Here is a 24,529-nt window from a genome sequence, read left to right as displayed (position 1 = left end):
GTAGCTGCAAATTATAAGGAGGATGAACATGTCAGAAGAAAAAAAGGTTCAATTATCTGAAGCATTTTACACTCAGCCAGATGAAGAGGTCTTACAAAAGTTTGATACGACTGTCGAAGGACTAACGGATCAAGAAGCTAAAAAAAGGTTAGAAAGTTACGGCGCCAATGCTCTAGATGAAGGAAAAAAGAAATCAATCATTGTGAAATTCTTTGAGCAATTTAAAGATTTTATGATCATTGTATTGCTATTTGCAGCAGTAATTTCTGCAGTATTTTCAGGAGATATGGTTGATTCATTTATTATCTTGCTTGTAGTTGTGTTAAACGCAATCTTCGGCGTGATTCAAGAAGCAAAGGCAGAACAAGCGATCGAAGCGCTAAAAGAAATGTCTTCACCAAATGCGAATATTCGTCGTGATGGCCACGTAATCACTGTTAAAAGTGACGAATTAGTACCTGGTGATATCGTTTTATTAGAAGCAGGCGACGTTGTTCCAGCTGATCTACGCTTATTAGAAGCTGCCAGCTTGAAAATTGAAGAAGCAGCTCTGACTGGTGAATCGGTGCCAGTAGAAAAAGAAGCGACAATTTTAGAAGGAACTGCATCTGATATTGGGATCGGTGACCGAATCAATATGGCTTATTCCAGCAGTAACGTAACTTACGGTCGTGGAATTGGTGTGGTTGTCGGAACAGGGATGAACACCGAAGTCGGTAAAATCGCTGGTATGTTAGCCAATGAAAAAGAAACAGAAACACCGTTAAAACAAAACCTAAACCAATTAGGCAAAATGCTGACGATTGCTATCTTAGTAATTGCAGCGATTATGTTCGTTGTCGGTATGATGAATGGTCGTACATGGATTGACATGCTATTAACATCTATCTCATTAGCCGTAGCAGCGATCCCAGAAGGATTACCAGCCATCGTTACGATTATTTTAGCTTTAGGAACACAAAAAATGGCGAAGAAAAATGCCATTGTCCGCAAATTACCAGCGGTTGAAACATTAGGTAGCACAGATATTATCTGTTCAGATAAAACTGGAACATTGACGTTAAACCAAATGACGGTGGAAGCTCTTTACACAGATAATGAAGTAAAACCTGCAACAGATGCTGTTGCGATGGACAATATGGCTTTAAAGATCATGAACTATACAAATGATACAAAAATTGCACAAGATGGTTCATTGATCGGTGATCCAACTGAAACAGCACTTGTTCAATACGGTTTAGATCACGATTTCAACGTAACCGAAAAAGTTGCCGCTGAACCTCGTGTTGCTGAAATTCCATTTGATTCAGATCGCAAATTAATGACAACTGTTCACCAATTAGTAGACGGTAAATTCCTAGTTGCTGTCAAAGGTGCGCCAGACGAATTACTAAAACGTTGTAACCAAGTCTTATTAAATGGTCAAACACCAGTAATGGATGACAAACAACGTCAAGAGATTTTAACAACCAACACAAAATTAGCCAAACAAGCCTTACGTGTTTTAGGAATGGCCTACAAAATCGTAGATGCAGTTCCAGCGGAAATGGATTCTGATCTAGTTGAAAAAGACTTAGTATTTGCAGGCCTTGTTGGTATGATCGATCCAGAACGTAAAGAAGCTGCTGAAGCGGTAAAAGTAGCAAAAGAAGCCGGTATTCGCCCAATCATGATCACAGGCGACCACAGAGATACAGCAGAAGCAATCGCAGCACGTCTTGGTATCATCAAAGAAGGTGACGATGATGCAGTAATCACAGGTGCTGAACTAAATGAATTATCTGACGAAGCCTTTGCGAAAGTTGTTGACCATTATTCAGTTTATGCTCGCGTATCACCTGAACATAAAGTTCGTATCGTGAAAGCGTGGCAGCAAGAAGGGAAAGTCGTTGCTATGACAGGCGATGGTGTGAATGATGCACCAGCCTTAAAAGCTGCAGACATTGGTATTGGCATGGGAATCACTGGTACAGAAGTATCAAAAGGTGCCTCTGATATGGTCTTAGCAGATGATAACTTCTCAACAATTATTGTAGCGGTTGAAGAAGGACGTAAAGTTTTCTCAAATATTCAAAAAACGATTCAATATCTACTTTCTGCCAACTTAGGGGAAGTATTAACACTCTTTATCGCAACAATGTTAGCTTGGGATACCTTGCTACCTGTTCATTTATTGTGGATCAACTTAGTAACCGATACATTCCCAGCAATTGCTCTAGGTGTAGAACCTGCTGAGCGTGACGTGATGAGCCATGCACCTCGCGGAAAGAAATCAAACTTCTTTTCTGGCGGTGTTTTAAGCAGCGTGATCTATCAAGGGATTACACAAGGTGCGTTAACTTTGATTGTATATAAAATGGCGATCGAATTTCCAGCACATACAGCGGCAAATATGCCGAACTTATCAGCAACAGCCTTGTATGATTTACAACATGGTGATGCTTTGACAATGGCCTTTGCTACATTGGGCTTGATCCAATTGTTCCATGCATTTAACGTGAAATCTATTTACCAATCAATCTTTAAAGTTGGCTTATTTAGAAATAAATCATTCAACTGGGCAATCTTAGTATCGTTCCTATTACTAGCAGCAACGATATTAATTCCAGGATTTAACGATTTATTTAGTGTAACTTCTCTAGATGCTTACCAATGGGCAATCGTTGCTGGAACATCATTTGCGATTATTCCAATTGTTGAGATTGTAAAATTTGTTCAACGCCGAATGGGTAAGAGCTAAGTTAAGCAAGATTAAAATGAAGGTATTTCCAAAGGAGCTGCTTTTGCTCCCGTTGTTTATTCGGTTCCTTGAGGCTGGGATGTGACTCGAAGAGTTATGTCTCAGTCTCGTTCTTTTTAATGGGAAAATACTGTAAAAAAAATCATTTTTTAAGGTCAAAACAAGTCAAAAAAGTGGACAAATTTTCAGATTGCGGTATTATTAATATAGATATTTAGCTTTAAAATATGGAGGTTATTAGATATGAACTATTTAGATGAAAATGAAGAAACAGAAGAAAAACAACAATCCAATGCATTTATGAAAAAATTATTTGAAGAACGAACCATTTTGATTTACGGTGAAATCAACCAAGACCTTGCTCGGGAAGTAACTTCTCAACTGCTTTTACTTGCTGCCATGGGGGATGAGCCAATCAAAATTTTCATTAATAGCCAAGGTGGACACGTTGAAGCTGGAGATACGATCCATGATATGATCAAATTTGTGAAGCCAGAAGTGATTGTGATCGGAACAGGTTGGGTCGCAAGTGCCGGGATTACAATTTATTTAGCTGCTGAAGCACAGAACAGATATAGCTTGCCAAACACTCGCTACATGATTCATCAACCAGCAGGTGGCGTCCAAGGACAAAGCACAGAGATTCAAATCGAAGCAAAAGAAATTATTCGTATGCGTGAACGTGTAAACCGTTTGATTGCAGAAGCAACAGGTCAAACATACGAAAAAATCGCAAAAGATACAGATCGTAATTTCTGGATGTCTGCTGATGAAGCCAAGGATTATGGCATGATCTCTAAAATTATCAAAACAAGTGATGAAATCAAATAAAGAAAAAACTGCAAGCTAAAATGTTTGCAGTTTTTTTGCTCTAAAAATATTCTTTTGCAAATTCCACTTGTCATACACCTATAAAAAAGTGTAAAATTGAGTGATTACTAAAAGAAAGTAGGAAGAAATATGAAACCAAATTTAGGCTATTATGTGCAAAATATCAATGATATCGTCAAGGAAACAGAAGAAGTTGGCGAAAAGATGAACGACTATTATGAAGAAGTTCGCAAAGCAATTGACGAAGAAAAGGTATCTGAACTCTCATCAGAAAGAATCGCTGAAATAAAGCGTGTTTTCCAAGATGGAACTAAAGAATATACAATTATGTTGGAAAAAGTGACGCAATTACGTCCACCTGCACGTGTGATGGGAATTCATAAAAAATTTGAACGTTCATACATCGAATACTTAGCTGGATGTAACGAGATGATCTTATCTTTAGACCCTGAAAAGGGTATTGATGTTGATTTATTCAATAACTCAGAAGAGAAGCAAGATAAAGCAACAGATGATATTTCATTTGCAATTACACGAATGAGTAATCTTTTGTTGAAAAAATAAAAATATAGACGAAAAAATGACAAAAATAAGTAATGATTAATTTCATTTTAATATTATTTTTAGTAGACAAATAAAAAAATGTGTTGTATTATTAATTCATACCAACAACAACCTTTTTATTTTTCATTTTACTCTTATTGAGTAATACTCCTTTTCCATCGGCCTTTTCAGCCGATGGTTTTTTATTTTTTAATTAATTATTATATGGATATTATATGTTTATTATTTGTGTTTTTATGTGATTTGAGTTGTTATTTTTTATTCAGAAGTAGAGGGTGAAATCCGAATAAAAGGTGAGAGCAAAAGTAACTACTACACTTCGTTTCGATCTCATTAACTTCTACGAATGAAACAAGTTAGAGTTAAATCCTCCACTTCAATCACATCAAATTCTAAGAACTAAACTACTAAGATTTGAAGGCTTCAGAAATAGGCTCTTATGTCTCAACCTCACTTATAAGAATATAAAAAAGAGTCTAAAACAAAACATTTATGTTCTGATTTAGACTTAAAAAAAATTCTAGTACAATTATTCGTATCAATTTTCTACATTACGAACATAATCATCAAAATACTGAACAAGATCAGCTTTGATCTTTTGATATTCGGCTTCTGTGTATTCACGTTCTTCGATCGTTCCATTAAAAAATGGAATTTCCAACTCTTCGCGCAAGCGATCTACAACTTCGCTTTGATCCATTTGTGCACCTTCTTTACCTGTTATCCACTCTATTATAAAACATTAAAATCATTCGTCAACTGTTCAAAAGAATCTTTCATTGCAGTTAACTTATTATAAAGTAGAATGCTATCATCTTCTTCAAGAAAAAATACTTGTTTCAATTCAAAATAAAAATCTTCAAAAATCTTTAAAAAGGGCTGTACTTCTGAAGTGGCTAGTTCACTATTACTGTAGTAAAAAATGCGCACACTATGATAGTAAGTGAAAACCTCATTGATATTCAAAAGAATACGAGTATCTTCAGGACGTGGACGGCTAGTTACTAAATCGTATAAGGATAAACTTTTGGTATGGATCTCCGAGAGATAAGATAAGAGTAGTTCTACTTTTTCATTACTTGCTGACATTAAATCGACCTCCAATTTCCCTAATTATAATAAAAAATGGAAAGAAAGAGAAATAGGACACTCAAGTAAAAAGAAATAATTAGAAAAAATGGTAATAGAAGAAAAAAGTTGACAAACAAATGAGAATAATCTACTATTATTTTTAATAATAAAACTCATTGAAAAGAAGAGTACGCAAGAAGACATTTATATCCAGTGAGCTAATTTGCTGATTCACTGGTCGAGAGAGCTTTTGTTTGGTGAAAGAAAGCAATGATCCCTTGTTGAAAATGATCTTGGAGAGGAAAAATCAGTTTGGTTTTTACGGATGGCTACCGTTAACAAGGCACCAAATTAAGAAGAAATTATTCGTTTGGGTTGAGATGGGAATAATTCCCAATAAAGGTGGTACCGCGACAGTCGCCCTTTACTAGTTTGATGCTAGTAGAGGGCGACTTTTTTTAATGAGAATAATAGAAAGAGGTGGTCATTATGCAAGAGAGTGACATGTGCATCGGAAACATAAAAAAAAATAAATAAAATAGAAAACAGAAAAGGAATGAAGCATAATGACAAACACTAACTATCAATTCGAAACGATCCAAATCCACGGTGGACATACACCAGACAGAGAGACAAATTCAAGAGCTGTTCCAATTTATCAAACAACTTCTTATACATTTGACGATACGCAAGATGCAGCTGAAAAATTTTCTTTATCTAAAGCAGGAAATATTTATACACGTATCACAAATCCTACAACAGCAGTATTAGAAGATCGTTTGAACGAATTAGAAGGAGGGATAGGCGCGGTTGCAGTAGCTTCTGGGACGGCGGCTGTCACTTATGCGATCCAAAATCTTGCAAGTAGTGGTGATCATATTGTTTCAGCTTCCACATTATATGGTGGAACCTTTAATTTATTTGCGCACACATTACCAGAATTTGGTATCACAACGACGTTTGTCAATCCGGACCAATTAACAAATTTTGAAGAAGCAATCAAAGAAAACACCAAAGCAATTTTTATAGAGACGATTGGGAATCCGATCACAAACGTGGCAGATTTAGAAGCGATTGCAGAAATAGCACATAAACATGAGCTGCCTTTGATTGTCGATAATACTTTTGCAACAGCTTATTTAAATCGTCCTTTTGATTTTGGAGCTGACATTGTCGTTTATTCCGCAACAAAGTTTATCGGAGGACATGGCGTTGCTTTAGGCGGAATCATTATTGATTCAGGAACGTTTAACTGGGCAAATGGAAAGTTCTCTAAATTAGTTGAGCCAGATCCAAGTTATCACGGACTTTCCTATACAAAAGATGTGGGGGCAGCGGCCTATATCACTCGTTTAAGAGTGTCATTACTAAGAGATACAGGAGCAGCAATTTCACCATTCAATAGTTTTTTATTGATTCTAGGATTGGAAACATTATCGTTGCGGGTAGAACGTCATGTTGAAAATGCTCAAACTGTTGCGGAATTTTTAAACAAACATCCGAAAGTCGCATGGGTTAACTATCCAGGTTTAGCTGATAATCAATACCATCAACTTGCTGAAAAATATTTACCAAAAGGAGCAGGTTCAGTCTTTACTTTTGGTGTAAAAGGCGGAGCCGAGGCAGGAAAAAACTTGATCAATCATGTAAATCTGTTTTCTCTTTTAGCTAATGTTGGTGATGCAAAATCTTTGATTATTCATCCTGCTTCAACAACACATTCTCAACTAAGCGAAGACGAATTAAAAGCTTCAGGAACCTCACCAGAATTAATTCGCTTATCGATTGGGATTGAGAATGTCAATGATATTTTAGCTGATTTAGAACAAGCATTAGATAAAATATAATAAGAAGATTGAAGCGGAGAAGATATTTTTTCTCAGCTTTTCTTAAAAAATCCTCATAAAACTATTGACTTTAATTTGAAAGTTCGGTATCTTTAACACTATAGTTCGAATTATTAAAAAATTCTGACAATAAAGGATGTTGAATAGAATGAACAAGCAGACAGCAACAGTTACATTCTTATTATTAATGAAGGACTCATCACACTGATTTCTAGAAACCAGCTGTAGCTCAGCTTTTTCTTATCAGACGTTGAGAGTCCTGTTTTCGCATTGCATGAACGGGATGGCAAAGCATCCCCAGACATGGGGTGTTTTTTTTATAGAAAAATTTAAATGTAATTAAAAAATGAAGAGTTTGAAGGGACGTATGAAAAATGAAACATATCCAATTTTTTGACACCACTCTAAGAGATGGCGAACAAACACCAGGTGTAAATTTCAACACCAAAGAAAAAGTCCAAATCGCCAAACAACTTGAGAAATGGGGCATTGATACGATCGAAGCGGGATTTCCGATCGCATCTGTTGGAGATTTTGAAGCAGTCAAAGCAATCGCAGAAAATGCTGAGAAAATGACTGTCGCAGCTCTCGCACGTTGCCAAAAAGCTGACATCGATCGTGCTCACGAAGCCTTGCAAAATGCCAAATACTCGCAAATCCATGTATTTCTAGCAACTAGCTCAGTTCATATGGAATTTAAACTAAAAATGACACCAGATGAAGTAATTACATCTATTAAAGAACATGTCAGCTATGCTAAAACAAAATTTGATAAAGTCCAGTTTTCACCAGAAGACGCAACCAGAACTGACAAACAATTTCTACTAAAAGCGGTTCAAACGGCAATCAATGCGGGAGCGACAATCATCAACGTTCCTGATACGGTTGGTTATTCCAACCCAACGGAATACGGCGCACTATTCAAATTTTTAATCGAAAATATCCAAAGCGACAAAGAAATTATTTTCTCTTCTCACTGCCACGATGATCTAGGGATGGCGACGGCCAATGCTTTAGCAGCGATTGAAAATGGCGCTCGCCGTGTAGAAGGAACCATCAATGGCATTGGTGAACGAGCAGGAAATACTGCACTCGAAGAAGTAGCCTTGGCGCTATATATCAGAAAAGATTTTTACCAAGCCAAAAGCAACATCACATTGAATGAAACCAAACGAACCAGCGATCTCGTCAGCCGTCTATCAGGTGTGGCAGTACCAAGAAATAAAGCCATCATCGGAGCGAATGCCTACGCGCACGAATCAGGTATCCATCAAGATGGCGTGTTGAAAAATCCAGATACGTACGAAATCATCACACCATCACTTGTTGGGGTAAATGAAAACTCATTGCCACTAGGAAAACTTTCAGGACGCCATGCATTTGCGACTAAAATGGATGCTTTAGGCTACCAACTAACAGAAGACGAATTAAAAGACGCCTTCAAACGGTTCAAATCATTAGCGGATAAAAAGAAACAAGTCACAGAAGACGATCTGATCGCACTAATGGTCGGGCAATCTCAAGAATGCAGTGAAGATTATCGCTTGGAACGTGTCCAATTACAATACGTTTCTGACGGTAGCCAAGGAGCGATCGTTTCCATCAATACAGGTGAAAACGAAAGCAAAACAGAATCAGCGATCGGCTCTGGTAGTATTCAAGCAATCTATAACTCGATCGACAAAATATTTGTTCAAAAACCAGAATTACAAGAGTATTACATCAAAGCCATCACAGGTGGTGAAGATGCTCAAGCAGAAGTTCATGTAACCTTAGCAGATACAGAGAATAATAAAAAATTCAACGGCATTGGCATCGATTTTGATGTCTTACAAGCGTCAGCGAAAGCTTACGTCAAAGCCAGTGAACAATTTCAAAAAGAAGTGGGGAAAGCTTAATGAGCAAACGAATCGCAGCATTACCAGGAGATGGCATCGGGACAGAAATAATGGATAGTGCACTAAAAATTTTAGCCGAAATTATGGTGCAAGATAATCTCGATTTTGATATTGAACGTTTTGCCTTTGGTGGCGCAGGTATCGATGAACAAGGGGATCCTTTACCAGATTCAACCTTAACAGCCTGCGAAAAAGCTGATGCAATTTTACTAGGTGCGATCGGCGGCCCAAAATGGGACAATGCACCAAAACGTCCTGAACAAGGCTTACTTGATTTAAGAAAAGCCTTGGGTCTTTTTGCAAATATCCGTCCGATTTCTGTACCGGATGCAGTCGCTCATTTATCTCCATTAAAACAAGAAAACGTTCGAGGTGTTGATTTTGTAGTCGTTCGTGAACTAACAGGTGGTATCTACTTTGGCGAAAAACAACTAGGAGAAACAGAAGCATCAGACCTATGCACCTATTCAAAAGCTGAAATCCAACGCATCATCAGAAAAGCCTTTGAAATTGCGCAAACTAGAAACAAAAAAGTCACCTCTGTCGATAAAGCCAATGTACTAGCAACCAGTAAATTATGGCGTCAAACAGCCGAAGAAGTCGCGCAGGAATTTCCAGATTGTACCTTAGAACATCAACTAGTTGATTCAGCGGCAATGGTCATGATTCAAAAACCCAAAGCCTTTGATGTGATTGTCACGGAAAATCTATTTGGTGATATCCTAAGTGATGAAGCATCAGTGATTCCAGGCTCACTCGGCATGATGCCAAGCGCTAGTCACAGCGAATTTGGTCCGTCGTTATATGAACCAATCCACGGTTCAGCACCAGACATCGCTAATCAAAATATTGCTAATCCAATGTCAATGATCTTGTCAGTAGCGATGATGTTACGCCAATCATTCAACTTAGAAAGGTCAGCAAAGAAAATTGAAGAGGCTTGCGATCGTGTCATGAACAAAGGAATCCTAACAACAGATTTAGGTGGAACAGCTACAACAACCGATTTCACAGAAGCCGTGATCAAAGAATTGAATTAACTCAAAATAATGAAGGAAGAGCAGGTGAAGAAACAATGAAACGCAATGAACAAATCCAATCCCATTTTGACCAAGAAGCACAAGAATTTGATGGTATCATTCAAAAAATCATTCCCTATTACGATCAACTAATCGAAGCTATAGTAGCAAGTATCCCTTTTGGACGAGACCAATCGATTTCCGTAATTGATTTAGGCTGTGGTACAGGAACATTAGCACATGCTATTCAAGAAGTATATCCAAATGCTGTGATCACTTGTGTGGATATGAGTGAAAAAATGCTGACAATCGCCAAACAAAAATTAAATAATCAAGCAACTTGTATTGCTAGCTCTTTTGAAAATTTAACGTTTGAGAAAAATTATGACGTGGTAGTTTCTTCACTAGCCCTTCATCATTTAGAAGACCAAGCAGAGCATCAACAATTTTATCACCAAATCTATGAGGCGCTAAATCATAACGGACTATTTATTAACGCTGATGTGATCCAAGCGTCTAGCTCAGAACTGCAAACAGCATTTATGCAAAAATGGATTGCTTTTATGAATCAGCAGATTACTTTAAAAGAAATTCAAGAACGCTGGTTGAAAAGTCATTTTGAAGAAGATCGCCCCCAACCTTTGATGACCGAATTAAAAACATTGGAAACAGTGGGATTTCAAAATGTGGATGTTGTATATAAATACTATAACTACGCGGTTTACCTTGGGAAAAAAATTTAAAATAGGAATGAAAATAAAAAATGGATGTGACTAAACATGGGAAAAACACTATTTGATAAACTTTGGGAACAACATGTGGTATCAGGCGTTGCAGGCGAACCACAACTATTATACGTCAATCTTCATCTAATCCATGAAGTGACCTCACCACAGGCTTTTGAAGGACTAAGAGAAGCAGGGAGAAAAGTCCGCCGACCAGAAAGAACTTTTGGCACAATGGATCATAATGTGCCAACACAAGATATCTTTAATATCACAGACTTAGTGGCAAAAAAACAAATCGAAGCTTTGCAGAAAAACTGTGAAGAATTTGGCGTAACCCTTTGCGATAACGGCAGTGATCGCCAAGGAATCGTGCATATGGTCGGACCTGAAACAGGTCTGACACAACCAGGAAAAATCATCGTTTGTGGTGATTCTCATACAGCAACTCACGGCGCATTCGGAGCTTTGGCATTTGGTATCGGTACAAGTGAAGTAGAACATGTTTTTGCCACACAGTGTATTTGGCAAAATAAACCAAAATCAATGGGGGTTAAAATCACTGGGAAACTAGCCAAAGGTGTGTATGCCAAAGATATTATTCTAGCTTTGATCGCAAAATATGGGGTTGATTTTGGCGTTGGACATGCGGTTGAATTTTACGGTGAAACGATTGAGAACCTAACGATGGAAGAACGGATGACCATTTGTAACATGGCGATCGAAGGCGGCGCAAAAATGGGGATGATGGCGCCAGATGAAAAAACATTTGAATACGTGCGCGGCAGAGAATATGCGCCAGAAGATATGGATGCGGCAATCGCTGAATGGGAAAAACTACCAAGCGATCCAGACGCAACCTACGATGTGGATCTAGAATTGAACGCCGATGAATTGGTTCCCTTCATTACATGGGGCACGAACCCAGAAATGGGCATCCCAATCACAGGAACATTCCCACAAATCAAAGACATGAACGATGAACGTGCCTATAACTATATGGACCTAAAACCAGGTCAACGACCATCAGATATCGAAATCGGCTACGTTTTTATCGGCTCATGTACAAATGGTCGACTATCCGATTTGGAAGAAGCGGCTCGTATCGTAAAAGGCCAAAAAGTTAAAGAAGGCATTACGGCAATCGTAGTACCAGGCTCAAGACCCGTTCGTAAAGCAGCAGAGAAAATCGGTTTGGATAAAATTTTCACCGAAGCAGGCTTTGAGTGGCGTGAACCAGGTTGCTCCATGTGTTTGGGCATGAATCCAGACCAAGTACCAGCAGGCGTTCATTGTGCCTCAACCTCTAATCGAAACTTTGAAGGACGCCAAGGCAAAGGCGCAAGAACCCATCTTTGCAGCCCAGCGATGGCGGCAACCGCCGCAATCGAAGGAACATTTAGAGACATTAGAGAGGAGCTTGGTGCATAATGGAGGCATTTACACAACATACAGGAACCACGGTGCCACTAATGAACGACAATATCGATACCGATCAAATCATTCCAAAATCATTCCTAAAACGAATTGAAAAAACAGGTTTTGGTGAGTTCTTATTTGATGAATGGCGTTACTTGTCAGACCGCACGCTAAATCCAGAATTTACGTTGAATGAACTACAATACAAAGATGCGACGATTTTGATTTCTGGTGATAATTTTGGTTCAGGCTCATCAAGAGAGCATGCTGCTTGGGCGTTGGATGATTATGGATTTAGAGCAGTTATTGCAGGAAGTTTCAGTGATATTTTTTATATGAATGCCACGAAAAATGGTCTATTGCCGATTGTGTTGAAACATGCAGAGTTGAATGCTTTGGCAGAACTTGGAGCAGATGAAACGATTACGATCGATTTGCCTGCCCAACAAGTAATCACACCAAATGGGACCTATTCTTTTGAAATCGACGGCACTTGGAAACATAAATTGGTGAATGGATTGGATGAGATTGCGATTAGCTTGACGCATGATGAAGAGATTGCGGCCTATGAAGCGAAGATTCCGGCTTATTGGCAATAAGAAATCGTAAGAGTGCTACATCGATGAATGATTTCGGTGTAGCTTCTTTTTATTATATCGCTAGGAGAGTGAAATCTATGGAATGGAATGCGAAAAAATATAATACAACACATGATTTTATTTTTAAATACGGTGCTGGTTTGTTGGAATTACTGCCGAAAGAATCAAGTAAAGTGTTGGATATTGGGTGTGGAACGGGAGAATTGACGAACCAAATTGCAGGACTTGGGCATGAAGTGATAGGGATCGATCAATCAGGAAATATGATCAATCAAGCAAAAGAGAGCTATCTTGATTTGATTTTTTTACAGGAGGATATCTTAAATCCCTCGGATCAAATTGGACTGTATGATGTTGCTTTTTCAAACGCAGTTTTTCATTGGATTCCTGATCAAGATTTATTATTGAAGAATATCGGTGAACATCTAAATGTAAATGGGCAGCTGATTTGTGAGTTTGGTGCAGTTGGGAACGTTCAGATGATTAGAGAAGCTTTTGGGCGTGAGTTAAATGCGTTAGACATAAAGTTTGAAGAGCCATTTTGTTTTACGCCGGTTGAAGACTATCGAGTGTTGCTTGAAAAGAATCATTTTGAGATTGTGGAGATTTTGGAATATGAACGGCCGACACCGCTTAAAGGTGGGGGAGCTGGTTTGAGAGGGTGGATGGAACAGTTTTATGCTGCTGAGTTGGAGGAATTGACGGATGGGCTGAAAGAGAAGGTTCTTGAGAATATGGAGCGAGAGTTGAAGCCGAAATTGTGGAATGGGGATCATTGGGAAGCGGATTATCGGAGATTGAGGATAAAGGCAGTGAAACGATAGGATGAAAGTATAAAAAATACGGAGAAACAATCTTTAATTATATGAAAACAGAAACCTATTTTAATTCTGAAACATTAGAAGCTAGTCCAGAGGTCAAAAAAATTAGATTGGTCTTAGATTTTTTATGGACAAGTATCTCAATCAAACAGTTTTAGGACTTGATGAATCTGGACAAAATATCTATGGTTCAAATTTCCCTGTGGTCTATACACTTGAAAAACAAAAGGAGGTCTACAAAGTCGTTCATTAGGAAGAACCAAGAGACGGTTTGTTTTATGAAGAGGATATAAAGAGAATGCTTCCAGAAAAAAATTTGGTTCATTGAATAAGTTAAAGAGTGGTAATATTGCTTTTGAAGAAGAAATACAATGAAATTTAAGCAATAAGCAATGCAGTTTATATTAAAGTAAGAGTTATCATCCATGGATCTTCATTCTAGAAAAATAATCGGCTACCATTTTGAACAACAGATGACAACAGAAATTGTAGAAAAAGCCCTTGATGAAGCTATTTTAAACCGAAATATCGACAATGGATTAATTTTGCATACCGATTTAGGCTCACAGTATACCAGTAATGAGTATGAAGAAAAGTTGAAAGCATTAAACCATTCCTACAGCCGTAAAGGCTGTCCCTATGATAATGCAGGAATTGAGTCTTTCCATGCGTTACTGAAAAAAAAACCTGTTTATCAACGGCCTATTTATCAAAATTTTGAGGAAGCTAAAGTTGAAATTTTTAGCTATGTGCAAGGTTTTTACAATAAGCGTAGAATTCATAGTGCGCTGGCTTATTTGTCTCCAAGGCAATTTGAACTAAAAATTCTAGTTGCCTAAAAAATCTCTCGCAAAAAGTGTCTCATCTATTGACTCTGATCCAAACTGGGAAAATAACGAAACTGGTACAATGTATGGTTATCGAATCAAATATAATACCTGTCCAATTTTTGTGAATTACCACAAAGATGATACAATCTCAAACGATGTAAAATATGAAGACGAATTAATCGATCAACATACATTAGTATGGTATACACGTCCTAAATTAAATTTCTCCAGTAAAGAAGTTGTGGAAATCATGAATTACAAAGAAACAAATTTAGCAATTCATGTTTTCGTTCAAAAAGAATCTGGTGGAGATCCTGAGTTTATTTATCTAGGAAGAGCTTTTCCCAAACTAGAAACAGCAAAAGAATTAATCAAAAAAGATAAAAATGGAAAAGACACTAATATCGTAAGCATGGAAATGACGTTAGAAAATACTGTTCCATTAGAAACCTATGATTTTATCAAACAAAAATAAACTTTAGAGGGGGGGGGGGACATTTTTCTCAACCTCTTAATAATATACGCAATTTAACTATAAAATAACGACATATTTAAATTATTTTAACTGAAAGGAAGGAACTATAATGCTAAACAACCTCATAGAAATAATGACAAAGAACGACTCCATTTTCGCCAAAAAAGAAGACGGAACAAACGTAAATTACTACATCTTTCCAGAATTCGAAATCCATCTAAACTCAGTCCCGGGAAATACCACCCAAGGATGGCATACCCACCAAAGCATTGAAGAAATACTAGTAATAACCGATGGACAAATCAGAGTTGAAACAATAGCAGACGGTAAAAAATCCCATAAAGATTGTCAAAAAGGCGATGTAATTCGCATGAATAGCAGTCTACACAGAATCCTAAATCTTCAAAATACCGAAACTACGTTTGCTGTATTCAGATTTGTTTCTCAAGGAATGGATAACCGAGAAATAATAAAAAATGACAAAAAAGAATATAGCGACAGCGAAGTAGCAACTATTTTAAATAGGGAATAAGCAACATTCAGAGGATGGATCATCTCCATCCTCTTTTATAACATACGCACGCTACTCTAAATCCATTTTCCTAACCTCAAACCCAGTCCCAACCTTCTCAGCCCTAACCATCTCCATCACCAATTCATCCCCCAACTCAATCAATCGATTATAATCCTCATAAAAAGCATGAAACATCTGCGCCCGAGCATAATACTCCTTCACAATTCGTTTCTTATTAATCGGCCCATACCGAAACTGAAAAAAATGATCCAAAATCGCCAAAGGATCCTGCCAAGAAGCCATCTTCTCCATAAAATCCCGCAATTCAACAATATCCTGATACGTAACCGCCTTTAAATTCTGTCCTTGTTTCTCCATTCTCCTGATCTCCTTCAAATAAGACGGAGAAAAGCTGATAAGCGCCAAATGAAACCCAAGCCCAAACCCAACTTCTCCCACCAGTTTTTTCACTGAATTTCTGGATTCAGTGACCTTTCTATCTGCACATTGACGAGGCAAACCCATAACCCAGCGCTACAAACGACTTTCAAAGCTTTGCGATATTCATAACGCCTTGTCCCAGAGTAAAACAAAAAACGATACCGAACCTGTCAATACCGTCATCAATCAGCCAAACCAACCCCACAATTCACTCCTAAACCATCCCTAATCCCAAGAAATTCCCAAAACCAACTAGAATTTCAAAAGAAAATTAGGTACAATAAAGAAGCTAGTGCTTCGGTGCTAGCAAATTGGCAACTTGTGTAGACATGCTTTGGGTGTCTATTCAAGGCTTCATCATTCGGTTGCCGCCAAATGGTGAAGTGCCTTTTTGTTTTATCCAGTTTTTCATCGATTCTTAAAACGTTCCTCCTTTCAAACGTACTCGTAGGACAGAAAAAACGGCATTGAGCAGATGCCCAATACCGTCGACAATAGTCTAATCCCATATACACAACAACCAATCATCACCAAAAAAAGCAAAGATTTCCTAGAAATCTCAAACCATTTTAGGTACAATAAAGAAGCTAGTACAAGTTGCTAGCACTATTGGCAACTTGTTTGGACAGCTTTGGGCGTCTTAACAAGGCTTCGATCGTAAGGTTGTCGCCGAACGATTGAAGTGCCAATTTTTATTTATATGTCTTGAACAGAGGTTGGGGAGAAAACGTCTAGCTCCGAGAAATAAGAGGGAATTCACGAAAAATGTTCTTCAATTTTTTGTGAATTTCAGCTTATTTCCGAAGGAGCTGTTTTTGTACCACCGTTTATCCCAATCTCGATCCGAATTTCTATCCTACACATTTTATTATACCGAAAGACAACACCCGCCACAACGAAATTCGACATTTCCATCCATTAAATAACACTAAAAATATTTACCTTATATATAAGATAAAATAACAAAAAAAACTTTTTTATCCCCACCCGAAATTCACCCAAATTCCCATGAAAAAAGTCAAAACTCCAGCTATGAGAAAAAACTAATTTTCCAACCCGATATCTTTGAGTCATTCAGCCGTTTTGATATTTGTGATCACCAACTTTTTACCTGCCGCTAGTGAATTTGCAGAGGGCGTGAAGAAACAAGAAGAGAATATATTCGACTCAGAAATCTTATGCATCAAAGTCTACACCAAGAAAAATGAAACAGACGAATCAATCGATCCCTTTGTTGTTGAAATAAATCAGTCAGACGGAAAAATAAAGGATACTTCCCTGACATTGCCTAAGAAAGAACAAGAAGCGCAAAGAAGTACATTATTACAAGAAAAAGAATCTGATACAGAACTAGCTGAAGCTCAATCTGAAGAGCTAACAACTGCTGCTATAGAAAAATCCTCAGCAACGGCCACAGAAGAAAAAAAACAAGCTACATCGAGAGCATAAGCAATCAAACCAAGAATTACGCCAACGCTAAACCGTAGCTTTGATGTTTACTGAGTTATTTCTATAGTCTTCAAAGATAGTGATAAGAGTAGAATTCTACTTTGTTAGTTTTACCAACATATTCTTACAAAGATAGGTCTGGAATACTGGATTGCCTGTGCGTTCTTATATAAATGTATCAGAGGTTTTTGAGTGTGCATTTACTCGAATGGAGGAACGTTTTTTATCAGAAGGTGATAGTTCAATATATATATAATTAAAACGGATATTTGCTGATAATAATTTGTTTCTAGTTGAGCCAAATGAATTGAATGTTCATCTAGAAAATATTGAACCAGAAGATGTTTCTTACAGAAAATAGATATTCGAAACGTTACTTATTTTCAGTTAGCATGTATTTTGAGGTGCTTGAGAAGAAATAAAAACTACTTATATTAGCTAGGGTTCCATAAAACACTATTTACCAGAAAATAAATTAATAGAAGAAATTGAGAACTCTACGGCAAAAAATAAAGGGCTTGAATCGCATCAAGTCCTTTTTAATATCAATAATAAATCTCCACACTATAATTCTTCTAAGTATGGAAACTTGCTTCTAGTCCACAGCCATAGGGGGGTATGAATATCGATAGGCTCATAGTTACTTCCAGAAAATATTTCTTCCCAGCGCTCAGCAACAATCTGTTGTACGTTACTGCTTTCAAACTCCTGTTCATTGATTACACCCAATTTTAAGCTTGCCTGTACAACATGTCTATCTGGAGCTACAGAAATATTCCACCTATCCTGCACATTTAAATCAGTGTATTGAATCATAACGTATAACCAATAATTCATAATTTTATTTCCAGATAAATAAGGAAATTCTTTCTTATGACTAAGCATATATTCCTTTACTTCAGCTATACTGTAATTATTTTGCTTAAAGAACTCTCTCACATCCCCATTAAAAGAATCATTAAACGTTTGACACAATCGTTTCCAAATAATCGGCTGTTTATTCATCTGTAAGGCAACTTTATGTTTTACAAGCTTATCTCTAAGCTCTTCTTCACTCATAGAAATAACTTTTTCTGGACTAAAAATATCCGATGTTAACGGGTCGTTTGCTGACACATTAGCACTTTCCCATAATTTATATGAATTTCTTTGATAGTTTAATGCCATTGGTAAAGTAAAATATAAATAGTTTTCATTACTATTAATAGGATAATTAGGGTTTTTATCTTCTGGCATAAACTCCCCACCGAGTTTACCAGCTTTCCAATAGCTTATAAGTTTTATTGCTTTATCTAGGATTTGCTTTTTATTTTCCATTTCATTTCTCCATAATTTAAGATTGAGTTTGGCTCTAAATTAATAATACACGATATTTCATTAATATTATAGACTATAAGTAATTTAATTAAGTTAGCAACAATTTAGTGAGAAATAAACACCTAGTATTAAAAAGGTGTCTATTTTTTTAATACTTCATGAAGTCTATTAAATATGCACGAATATATCATTTCCATTAATTAAATGATTTTTTTATTTTTTTATTTTATCATATTTTATATTAAAAACATTATTGTTTTAGACAAAAGCGATAATTTGTCCTATAATTAAAAATAAATAGTAATTCTTTTCTGTTTAATATTAATTTTTGGGAGAATACTTTATTAATTATTTTTTAATTACTAAAAAACATTTGAGTATTTTTACAGTATTAATTGAATTTTTTATATTGATTAAATTATCAAAAAAAGTATTTACTATTTGTATTCTTTATTAAAGCTAGAAAGGTTGGGAAGTGAATGTAGAACGGGTTGGAACGAATAATTAGTGAGAGGGAGGTAGATGGATAGAATTGAAAGCGTTCTATTTTTTTGATTTTACAGATCATCTATTGAAAGAATGATGGACGCATACAACAAATGTTAGTCATAAGTAATGCAAACTAGGGGGATGGATATGGGAAAAAAAATAAAATTTGCTTTTGCATCGTTATTAATTATGTGTAATCTATTTTCTTTTTCGAACGAATTTGCTCAAGAACAGACAAGTGAATTGATTGGAAGTAGGGCTTCTACTTATTTTGAATGGAGTAATTGGCAGAACGATCCTATAATCAATGCATATACGAGTTCAGGAGAAGCAACGACGTTTGTTGGGAATACTTTTTATAAAGATACGACATATACAGTAGAAGTTACGCCTGGAGATACAATAGGCGAACAACGAATTGGTCGTATAAGTAATCACTTTTTAAAAACGGCAGAAGATGGTAGTGCTATGCCAAGGGTAAATATATTAGAGGCAAAAAACACTAAATTTACAATTAGCGGTCCTCAAATTAACTGGAAAAATAATCCAGCTGCTAGTAGTTGGGAAAATAGTAGTGAGGCGTATGGACCAGATTTTGTAACCATTGTGCCACCCATTACTCCGTATTGGTCTGGTTTAGAAAGTTATACTACCATCGGTGATGGAGGAGAATTGTCTCCTGTGAGTCGTGTAAAAGTTATGACGAATACTGCAGGAACTAATAGTTTAACGGCCAATACTTCAGGTACTGTAGACAATGTACCAGCAAGATACGCATTGAAATCGTTTATTATGCAAGGTAAGATTATTCCTCAAGTAGTGAAAGTAAAATACATTGACAGCAACTCTGGGGAAGAAATCTCAACTATGGAAATTTTAGGAAATGGACAAGCTATTGATGGTCAAGTAACGGCAACAGCAGTTCCAATCCCAGGTTATACATTTTCAAACAACTATTCCTTGTTCACTGATGATGGTTCTGAAGAAACTGGTGAAGGAGCAACCTGGACAGATACAATGTCTCAAGATAAAAGAGGTCTGGTTTTCTTCTACACTAAATTTGACGCAGAAACACATAAACCAACGATAGACCCTGCAAAAGAAGGCGAGCAAATCGTGACAGGGACGGGCGTACCAGGAGATACAATTACACTCACAGATAAAGATGGGACAACTATAGGAAGTGGAGTAGTAGGAGAAGACGGCAAGTGGACGATAGAAACAACACGTCCATTAGTTGGTAAAGAACCCATTACAGCAACACCAACAGATTCGAATGGAAATTCGGGGATACCAACAACAGAAACTGTAAAAGAATTACACAAAGCAACGATAGATCCTGCAAAAGACGGGGATAAAACAGTGACAGGAACCGGCGTACCAGGAGACACAATTACACTCACAGATAAAGATGGGACAACTATAGGAAGTGGAGTAGTAGGAGAAGATGGCAAGTGGACGATAGAAACAACACGTCCATTAGTCGGTAAAGAACCAATTACAGCAACACCAACAGATTTAGATGGTGACATCGGAATACCAACAACAGAAACTGTAAAAGAATTACACAAAGCAACGATAGATCCTGCAAAAGACGGGGATAAAACAGTGACAGGAACCGGCGTACTAGGAGATACAATTACACTCACAGATAAAGATGGAACAACTATAGGAAGTGGAGTAGTAGGAGAAGATGGCAAGTGGACGATAGAAACAACACGTCCATTAGTCGGTAAAGAACCAATTACAGCAACACCAACAGATTTAGATGGTGACATCGGAATACCAACAACAGAAACTGTAAAAGAATTACACAAAGCAACGATAGATCCTGCAAAAGACGGGGATAAAACAGTGACAGGAACCGGCGTACCAGGAGACACAATTACACTCACAGATAAAGATGGAAATGTCTTAGGAAGTGGAGTAGTAGGAGAAGATGGTAAGTGGACGATAGAAACAACACGTCCATTAGTCGGTAAAGAACCAATCACAGCAACACCAACAGATTTAGATGGTGACGTCGGAATACCAACAACAGAAACTGTAAAAGAATTACACAAGGCAACGATAGATCCTGCAAAAGACGGGGATAAAACAGTGACAGGAACCGGCATGCCAGGAGACACAATTACACTCACAGATAAAGATGGAACAACTATAGGAAGTGGAGTAGTAGGAGAAGATGGCAAGTGGACGATAGAAACAACACGTCCATTAGTTGGTAAAGAACCAATTACAGCAACACCAACAGATTTAGATGGTGACATCGGAATACCAACAACAGAAACTGTAAAAGAATTACACAAGGCAACGATAGATCCTGCAAAAGACGGGGATAAAACAGTGACAGGAACCGGCGTACCAGGAGACACAATTACACTCACAGATAAAGATGGAAATGTCTTAGGAAGTGGAGTAGTAGGAGAAGATGGTAAGTGGACGATAGAAACAACACGTCCATTAGTCGGTAAAGAACCAATCACAGCAATACCAACAGATTTAGATGGTGATAAAGGGATACCTGTAATGACTATCGTAAAAGAAGCGACATTTTATCCTGAAGAACATAAACCAACGATAGATCCTGCAAAAGACGGGGATAAAACAGTGACAGGAACCGGCGTACCAGGAGACACAATTACACTCACAGATAAAGATGGAAATGTCTTAGGAAGTGGAGTAGTAGGAGAAGATGGTAAGTGGACGATAGAAACAACACGTCCATTAGTTGGTAAAGAACCAATTACAGCAACACCAACAGATCCGAATGGGAATACAGGGACATCTGCAACGACCATCGTAAAAGAAATTGAGGATGGTAAACCAATAGCTGGAAATCAATCACCAGCAAATACTAATTCGAACAATTCCTCGAAAGAAAATAAAAACTATCCTAAAACAAATGAAGCTCAGTCATTTATCAGCCAAGCAATTGGCTTACTTGTAATCTTTTTTGTTTTCATGAATGTAAAACTAAAAAAGAAACAAGATGAGTATTCACTATAATGATTTACTAATGATGAATATAATACCATAAAAAAAGACCAAAACCGACATTGATTTGATTATCAACGTCAGTTTTGGCTTTTTTATTTAACGTTACTGTAAGCATTTCTTTTTTTATTTATTTGTACGATAGTGTAAGAGTAGGTATCGTACAGTGAAAATTAAAAGTAACATCCCGATTATACTAAAAGAATAAGCCGCTAATTCACCTGTTGAAGGCAATGTACTTTTCCCAACAGGTTTTCCTATTGCTTCATTTGAGTTAGCATGTTCTGTTTTATAATTGGATTCCGATAAGCTATTATCCTCGGAAAAAGAACTATTATCTTCTTTCTGGTTAGTACTCATAGAGGTAGTTGATTCGTAGAAATAAATCACGGACTGAGATTTATCTGTAAATACGCCAGTACTATTTATAGGTTGTTCGATTAATTGGAACCCTTCAAATGTCCTTTCTTCCGTTGCGTATGCTTCTCCGATATATCCTTCAATTTTAACGTTTTCGCTTAGTTGTTGCTTGTCTTTAGTTTGGTAAATAACAGTAATGGGTTTTCCTTTCACCTTAAGGTCAAAATCATTTACTTGAGTAGCTTCTGATTCCATTCCAGCGGCATCAACAGCTGTTACGAGATAAGCCCTCTCCGAAGGTTCCTTTTCTACGGTCTGTTTATCAGTGTATGAAAAAGTTGTTTTACTCTGGTTTTTCCAGATTCGTTTGACAATATTATTCGGATTAGCTATGATTTCTTCTTTTTTACCCTGTCCTTTGTAAACGACGAAATAGCGAGTGCTATTTTCAGAAGTATCTTGCCAAGAAAGAGTGGTACCAGAATCTTCAGAAACTTGACTTAAGGACATAGGAGGATCAATTTGCTGATGGCTTAGCCATGGTTTTTCAGGAACCAATGCTATAGTATTGAAGTAATCAGACTTTAGTATTCTAATGGCATCATTTTTCGCTTGATAGCGTTCCTGTAGGGAAGGATCTAAACTATTAATTTTTGAGGAAAGAATATCATTATAGCTAAACAACGTACTACCTTTGATGTTAGGATAATGTTGATTAAATTTCATTTGGTTAGGAATTTCTTCTGGATTTAACCAAGAAGCATCCCAACCGCCATTAGTCACATGTTTGTAATTCGCATGACCGATATAGATTTGCGTGTTTGATCCTTCTGCTACATTGTTCCACCAACGTGCCAATTCACCATAAGGAGCAGCGTCTTGATCAAAACTCCAGTAGACTTGAGGTGTAACGTAATCAATTAAGTCTTCTTTGATCCATTTGTAGGTGTCGGCAAAAATACTGTTGGAATAAGACTTAGAAGAACCTAAGGGCGTGTTAGAACCACGAGGGTCAAGCTCTCTATGTTCCCAAATACCAAATGGACTGATTCCAAATTGAACGGCTTTGTGATGCTTTTGATTGTATTCATCGAGCATTGTTTTTATATTCTTAACTAGGTTAGTTATATTATCTCGACGCCATTCCTCAATATCCGTATACTGTGAACCGTATGTTTTAAACGTTGCTTCATCTTCATTATTCATACCAAAATAATTAGTCTCAGATATGCGGTAAGGATAAAAATAATCATCAAAATGAATCGCATCAATATCATAATTTTCGACAACTTCTTTCATAGAAGCGACAACATAGTCTTGAACCTCGGGAATACCCGGATTTAGAAAAAATTTTTCTTCAAACATCAAAACATGTGCAGGATGCTTCACAGCATAATTATTTGAATCTAGAATCCCAGCATTAGACAAAGCATTCATCTGTTCTGGAATGGATAAGTTTAATAGTTGTTCTTTGGAAAGATTTGTTTTTTCTAGAATTGTTTGAGAAGATAATTTTACATTTGTTACACGATAAGGATTGAACCAGGCGTGGTATTCCATTCCAGCTTCATGGGTGGTGTCTATCATCCAAGCTAAAGGATCATATCCTGGATCTTTTCCTTGAGTGCCACTTAAAAATTCTGACCAAGGATTTAATTCAGATGGATACCAAGCATCTAATAATGGACGAACTTGGAATATCATTGCATTCATATGCCATTGCTCAAACGTCTCTACTATTTTCAAGTAATTTTCTTTGAATTCAGATTCTGAAGCTGGTTTTTTCATATTCATATTATCAATAGTTGCTACCCAAGAACTTTGAAATTGTTCTTTTTGAGGCCGGAATTCTGCTGGAAGGCTAACCATTTCATCCGAACCGCTATAAAATGGAATAGGTTTATCGAAGTTATAGTCGAGAGTACCATCGGGTTTTCGTTCAAATTTAAAAAGTGGTTGGTTTTGAGCAAAACTAGTGGATGGAAGTAAAATAAAAGCAAAAAAACATACCCCTAATACAAGTATAAACAAACAGTTCTTTTTCATAATCATAATTTCCTCCTTGGAAAATAAAGCGTTATCATTTGTTAGGTATTAATATATCATTAAAGAAATAATATTTC

At 36.9% G+C, this 24,529-nt stretch carries 20 protein-coding genes and 1 other annotated feature; of the genes, 15 read left to right on the top strand and 5 right to left on the bottom strand.

The window, feature by feature from the left end; genetic code table 11:
- Positions 1-28 precede the first annotated feature (28 nt).
- From AC4BBR_RS11770 to AC4BBR_RS11760, 3 genes are all read left to right on the top strand, one after another.
- On the top strand, positions 29-2,740 hold the full coding sequence (locus tag AC4BBR_RS11770) for a cation-translocating P-type ATPase (RefSeq protein ID WP_490459722.1): 2,712 nt from the start codon (positions 29-31) through the stop codon (positions 2,738-2,740).
- A 243-nt stretch (positions 2,741-2,983) separates the two neighbouring features.
- Complete coding sequence (locus tag AC4BBR_RS11765) at positions 2,984-3,571, top strand: ATP-dependent Clp protease proteolytic subunit (RefSeq protein ID WP_490459721.1); 588 nt, start codon at positions 2,984-2,986, stop codon at positions 3,569-3,571.
- A gap of 129 nt (positions 3,572-3,700) precedes the next feature.
- On the top strand, positions 3,701-4,135 hold the full coding sequence (locus AC4BBR_RS11760) for a hypothetical protein (RefSeq protein ID WP_490459720.1): 435 nt from the start codon (positions 3,701-3,703) through the stop codon (positions 4,133-4,135).
- A 538-nt stretch (positions 4,136-4,673) separates the two neighbouring features.
- On the opposite strand, the gene AC4BBR_RS11755 is transcribed toward AC4BBR_RS11760, so the two are convergent.
- Both AC4BBR_RS11755 and AC4BBR_RS11750 read right to left on the bottom strand, forming a co-directional pair.
- Positions 4,674-4,835, bottom strand: a complete 162-nt coding sequence (locus AC4BBR_RS11755) for a hypothetical protein (RefSeq protein ID WP_086312285.1) — start codon at positions 4,833-4,835, stop codon at positions 4,674-4,676.
- Between the two features lie 32 nt (positions 4,836-4,867).
- Positions 4,868-5,224, bottom strand: coding sequence for a hypothetical protein (locus AC4BBR_RS11750; protein WP_490459719.1), 357 nt, complete (start codon positions 5,222-5,224; stop codon positions 4,868-4,870).
- Positions 5,225-5,373: 149 nt separating this feature from the next.
- Positions 5,374-5,634 (top strand) — a binding site (T-box leader).
- Positions 5,635-5,772: 138 nt separating this feature from the next.
- On the opposite strand from AC4BBR_RS11750, the gene AC4BBR_RS11745 reads away from it, so the two are divergent.
- From AC4BBR_RS11745 to AC4BBR_RS11700, 10 genes are all read left to right on the top strand, one after another.
- Positions 5,773-7,053, top strand: a complete 1,281-nt coding sequence (locus AC4BBR_RS11745) for an O-acetylhomoserine aminocarboxypropyltransferase/cysteine synthase family protein (RefSeq protein WP_490459718.1) — start codon at positions 5,773-5,775, stop codon at positions 7,051-7,053.
- A gap of 374 nt (positions 7,054-7,427) precedes the next feature.
- Positions 7,428-8,951, top strand: coding sequence for a 2-isopropylmalate synthase (locus AC4BBR_RS11740; protein WP_490459717.1), 1,524 nt, complete (start codon positions 7,428-7,430; stop codon positions 8,949-8,951).
- The gene (leuB, locus tag AC4BBR_RS11735) at positions 8,951-9,991 is read left to right on the top strand and encodes a 3-isopropylmalate dehydrogenase (RefSeq protein WP_490459716.1); all 1,041 of its coding nucleotides are present in this window, start codon (positions 8,951-8,953) and stop codon (positions 9,989-9,991) included. Before AC4BBR_RS11740 ends, leuB begins: the two co-directional genes overlap by 1 nt.
- A gap of 35 nt (positions 9,992-10,026) precedes the next feature.
- Positions 10,027-10,713, top strand: coding sequence for a class I SAM-dependent methyltransferase (locus AC4BBR_RS11730; protein ID WP_490459715.1), 687 nt, complete (start codon positions 10,027-10,029; stop codon positions 10,711-10,713).
- Positions 10,714-10,749: 36 nt separating this feature from the next.
- Complete coding sequence (gene leuC, locus AC4BBR_RS11725; protein ID WP_490459714.1) at positions 10,750-12,126, top strand: 3-isopropylmalate dehydratase large subunit; 1,377 nt, start codon at positions 10,750-10,752, stop codon at positions 12,124-12,126.
- Complete coding sequence (gene leuD / locus AC4BBR_RS11720) at positions 12,126-12,713, top strand: 3-isopropylmalate dehydratase small subunit (RefSeq protein ID WP_490459713.1); 588 nt, start codon at positions 12,126-12,128, stop codon at positions 12,711-12,713. Before leuC ends, leuD begins: the two co-directional genes overlap by 1 nt.
- A gap of 77 nt (positions 12,714-12,790) precedes the next feature.
- Entirely contained in the window at positions 12,791-13,537 is a 747-nt protein-coding gene (locus AC4BBR_RS11715) for a class I SAM-dependent methyltransferase (RefSeq protein ID WP_490459712.1), read from the top strand.
- Positions 13,538-13,959: 422 nt separating this feature from the next.
- Complete coding sequence (locus AC4BBR_RS11710; RefSeq protein WP_490459711.1) at positions 13,960-14,373, top strand: transposase; 414 nt, start codon at positions 13,960-13,962, stop codon at positions 14,371-14,373.
- The gene (locus tag AC4BBR_RS11705) at positions 14,366-14,839 is read left to right on the top strand and encodes a DUF3427 domain-containing protein (protein ID WP_490459710.1); all 474 of its coding nucleotides are present in this window, start codon (positions 14,366-14,368) and stop codon (positions 14,837-14,839) included. Before AC4BBR_RS11710 ends, AC4BBR_RS11705 begins: the two co-directional genes overlap by 8 nt.
- A gap of 109 nt (positions 14,840-14,948) precedes the next feature.
- Positions 14,949-15,371 (top strand): cupin domain-containing protein, encoded by a 423-nt coding sequence (locus AC4BBR_RS11700; RefSeq protein ID WP_490459709.1) that lies wholly within the window; start codon positions 14,949-14,951, stop codon positions 15,369-15,371.
- Between the two features lie 51 nt (positions 15,372-15,422).
- Here AC4BBR_RS11700 and AC4BBR_RS11695 read toward each other — a convergent pair whose 3' ends face one another.
- Entirely contained in the window at positions 15,423-15,731 is a 309-nt protein-coding gene (locus tag AC4BBR_RS11695; protein WP_490459708.1) for a hypothetical protein, read from the bottom strand.
- Positions 15,732-16,931: 1,200 nt separating this feature from the next.
- Here AC4BBR_RS11695 and AC4BBR_RS11690 point away from each other — a divergent pair.
- Positions 16,932-17,243 (top strand): hypothetical protein, encoded by a 312-nt coding sequence (locus tag AC4BBR_RS11690; protein WP_490459707.1) that lies wholly within the window; start codon positions 16,932-16,934, stop codon positions 17,241-17,243.
- Between the two features lie 564 nt (positions 17,244-17,807).
- On the opposite strand, the gene AC4BBR_RS11685 is transcribed toward AC4BBR_RS11690, so the two are convergent.
- Positions 17,808-18,560, bottom strand: coding sequence for a hypothetical protein (locus AC4BBR_RS11685; RefSeq protein ID WP_490459706.1), 753 nt, complete (start codon positions 18,558-18,560; stop codon positions 17,808-17,810).
- Positions 18,561-19,196: 636 nt separating this feature from the next.
- Between AC4BBR_RS11685 and AC4BBR_RS11680 the strand changes: the two genes are divergently transcribed.
- Positions 19,197-22,058, top strand: coding sequence for an Ig-like domain-containing protein (locus tag AC4BBR_RS11680; protein ID WP_490459705.1), 2,862 nt, complete (start codon positions 19,197-19,199; stop codon positions 22,056-22,058).
- A 114-nt stretch (positions 22,059-22,172) separates the two neighbouring features.
- On the opposite strand, the gene AC4BBR_RS11675 is transcribed toward AC4BBR_RS11680, so the two are convergent.
- A complete protein-coding gene (locus tag AC4BBR_RS11675; protein ID WP_490459704.1) occupies positions 22,173-24,458 on the bottom strand; it encodes a family 10 glycosylhydrolase in 2,286 nt (761 codons plus the stop codon).
- Positions 24,459-24,529: the final 71 nt, after the last annotated feature.

It is taken from the genome of Enterococcus sp. AMC1251, assembly GCF_058216535.1.
Note: the sequence above shows the minus strand (reverse complement) of the source record. Positions and strands in the feature narration are given on the sequence as shown.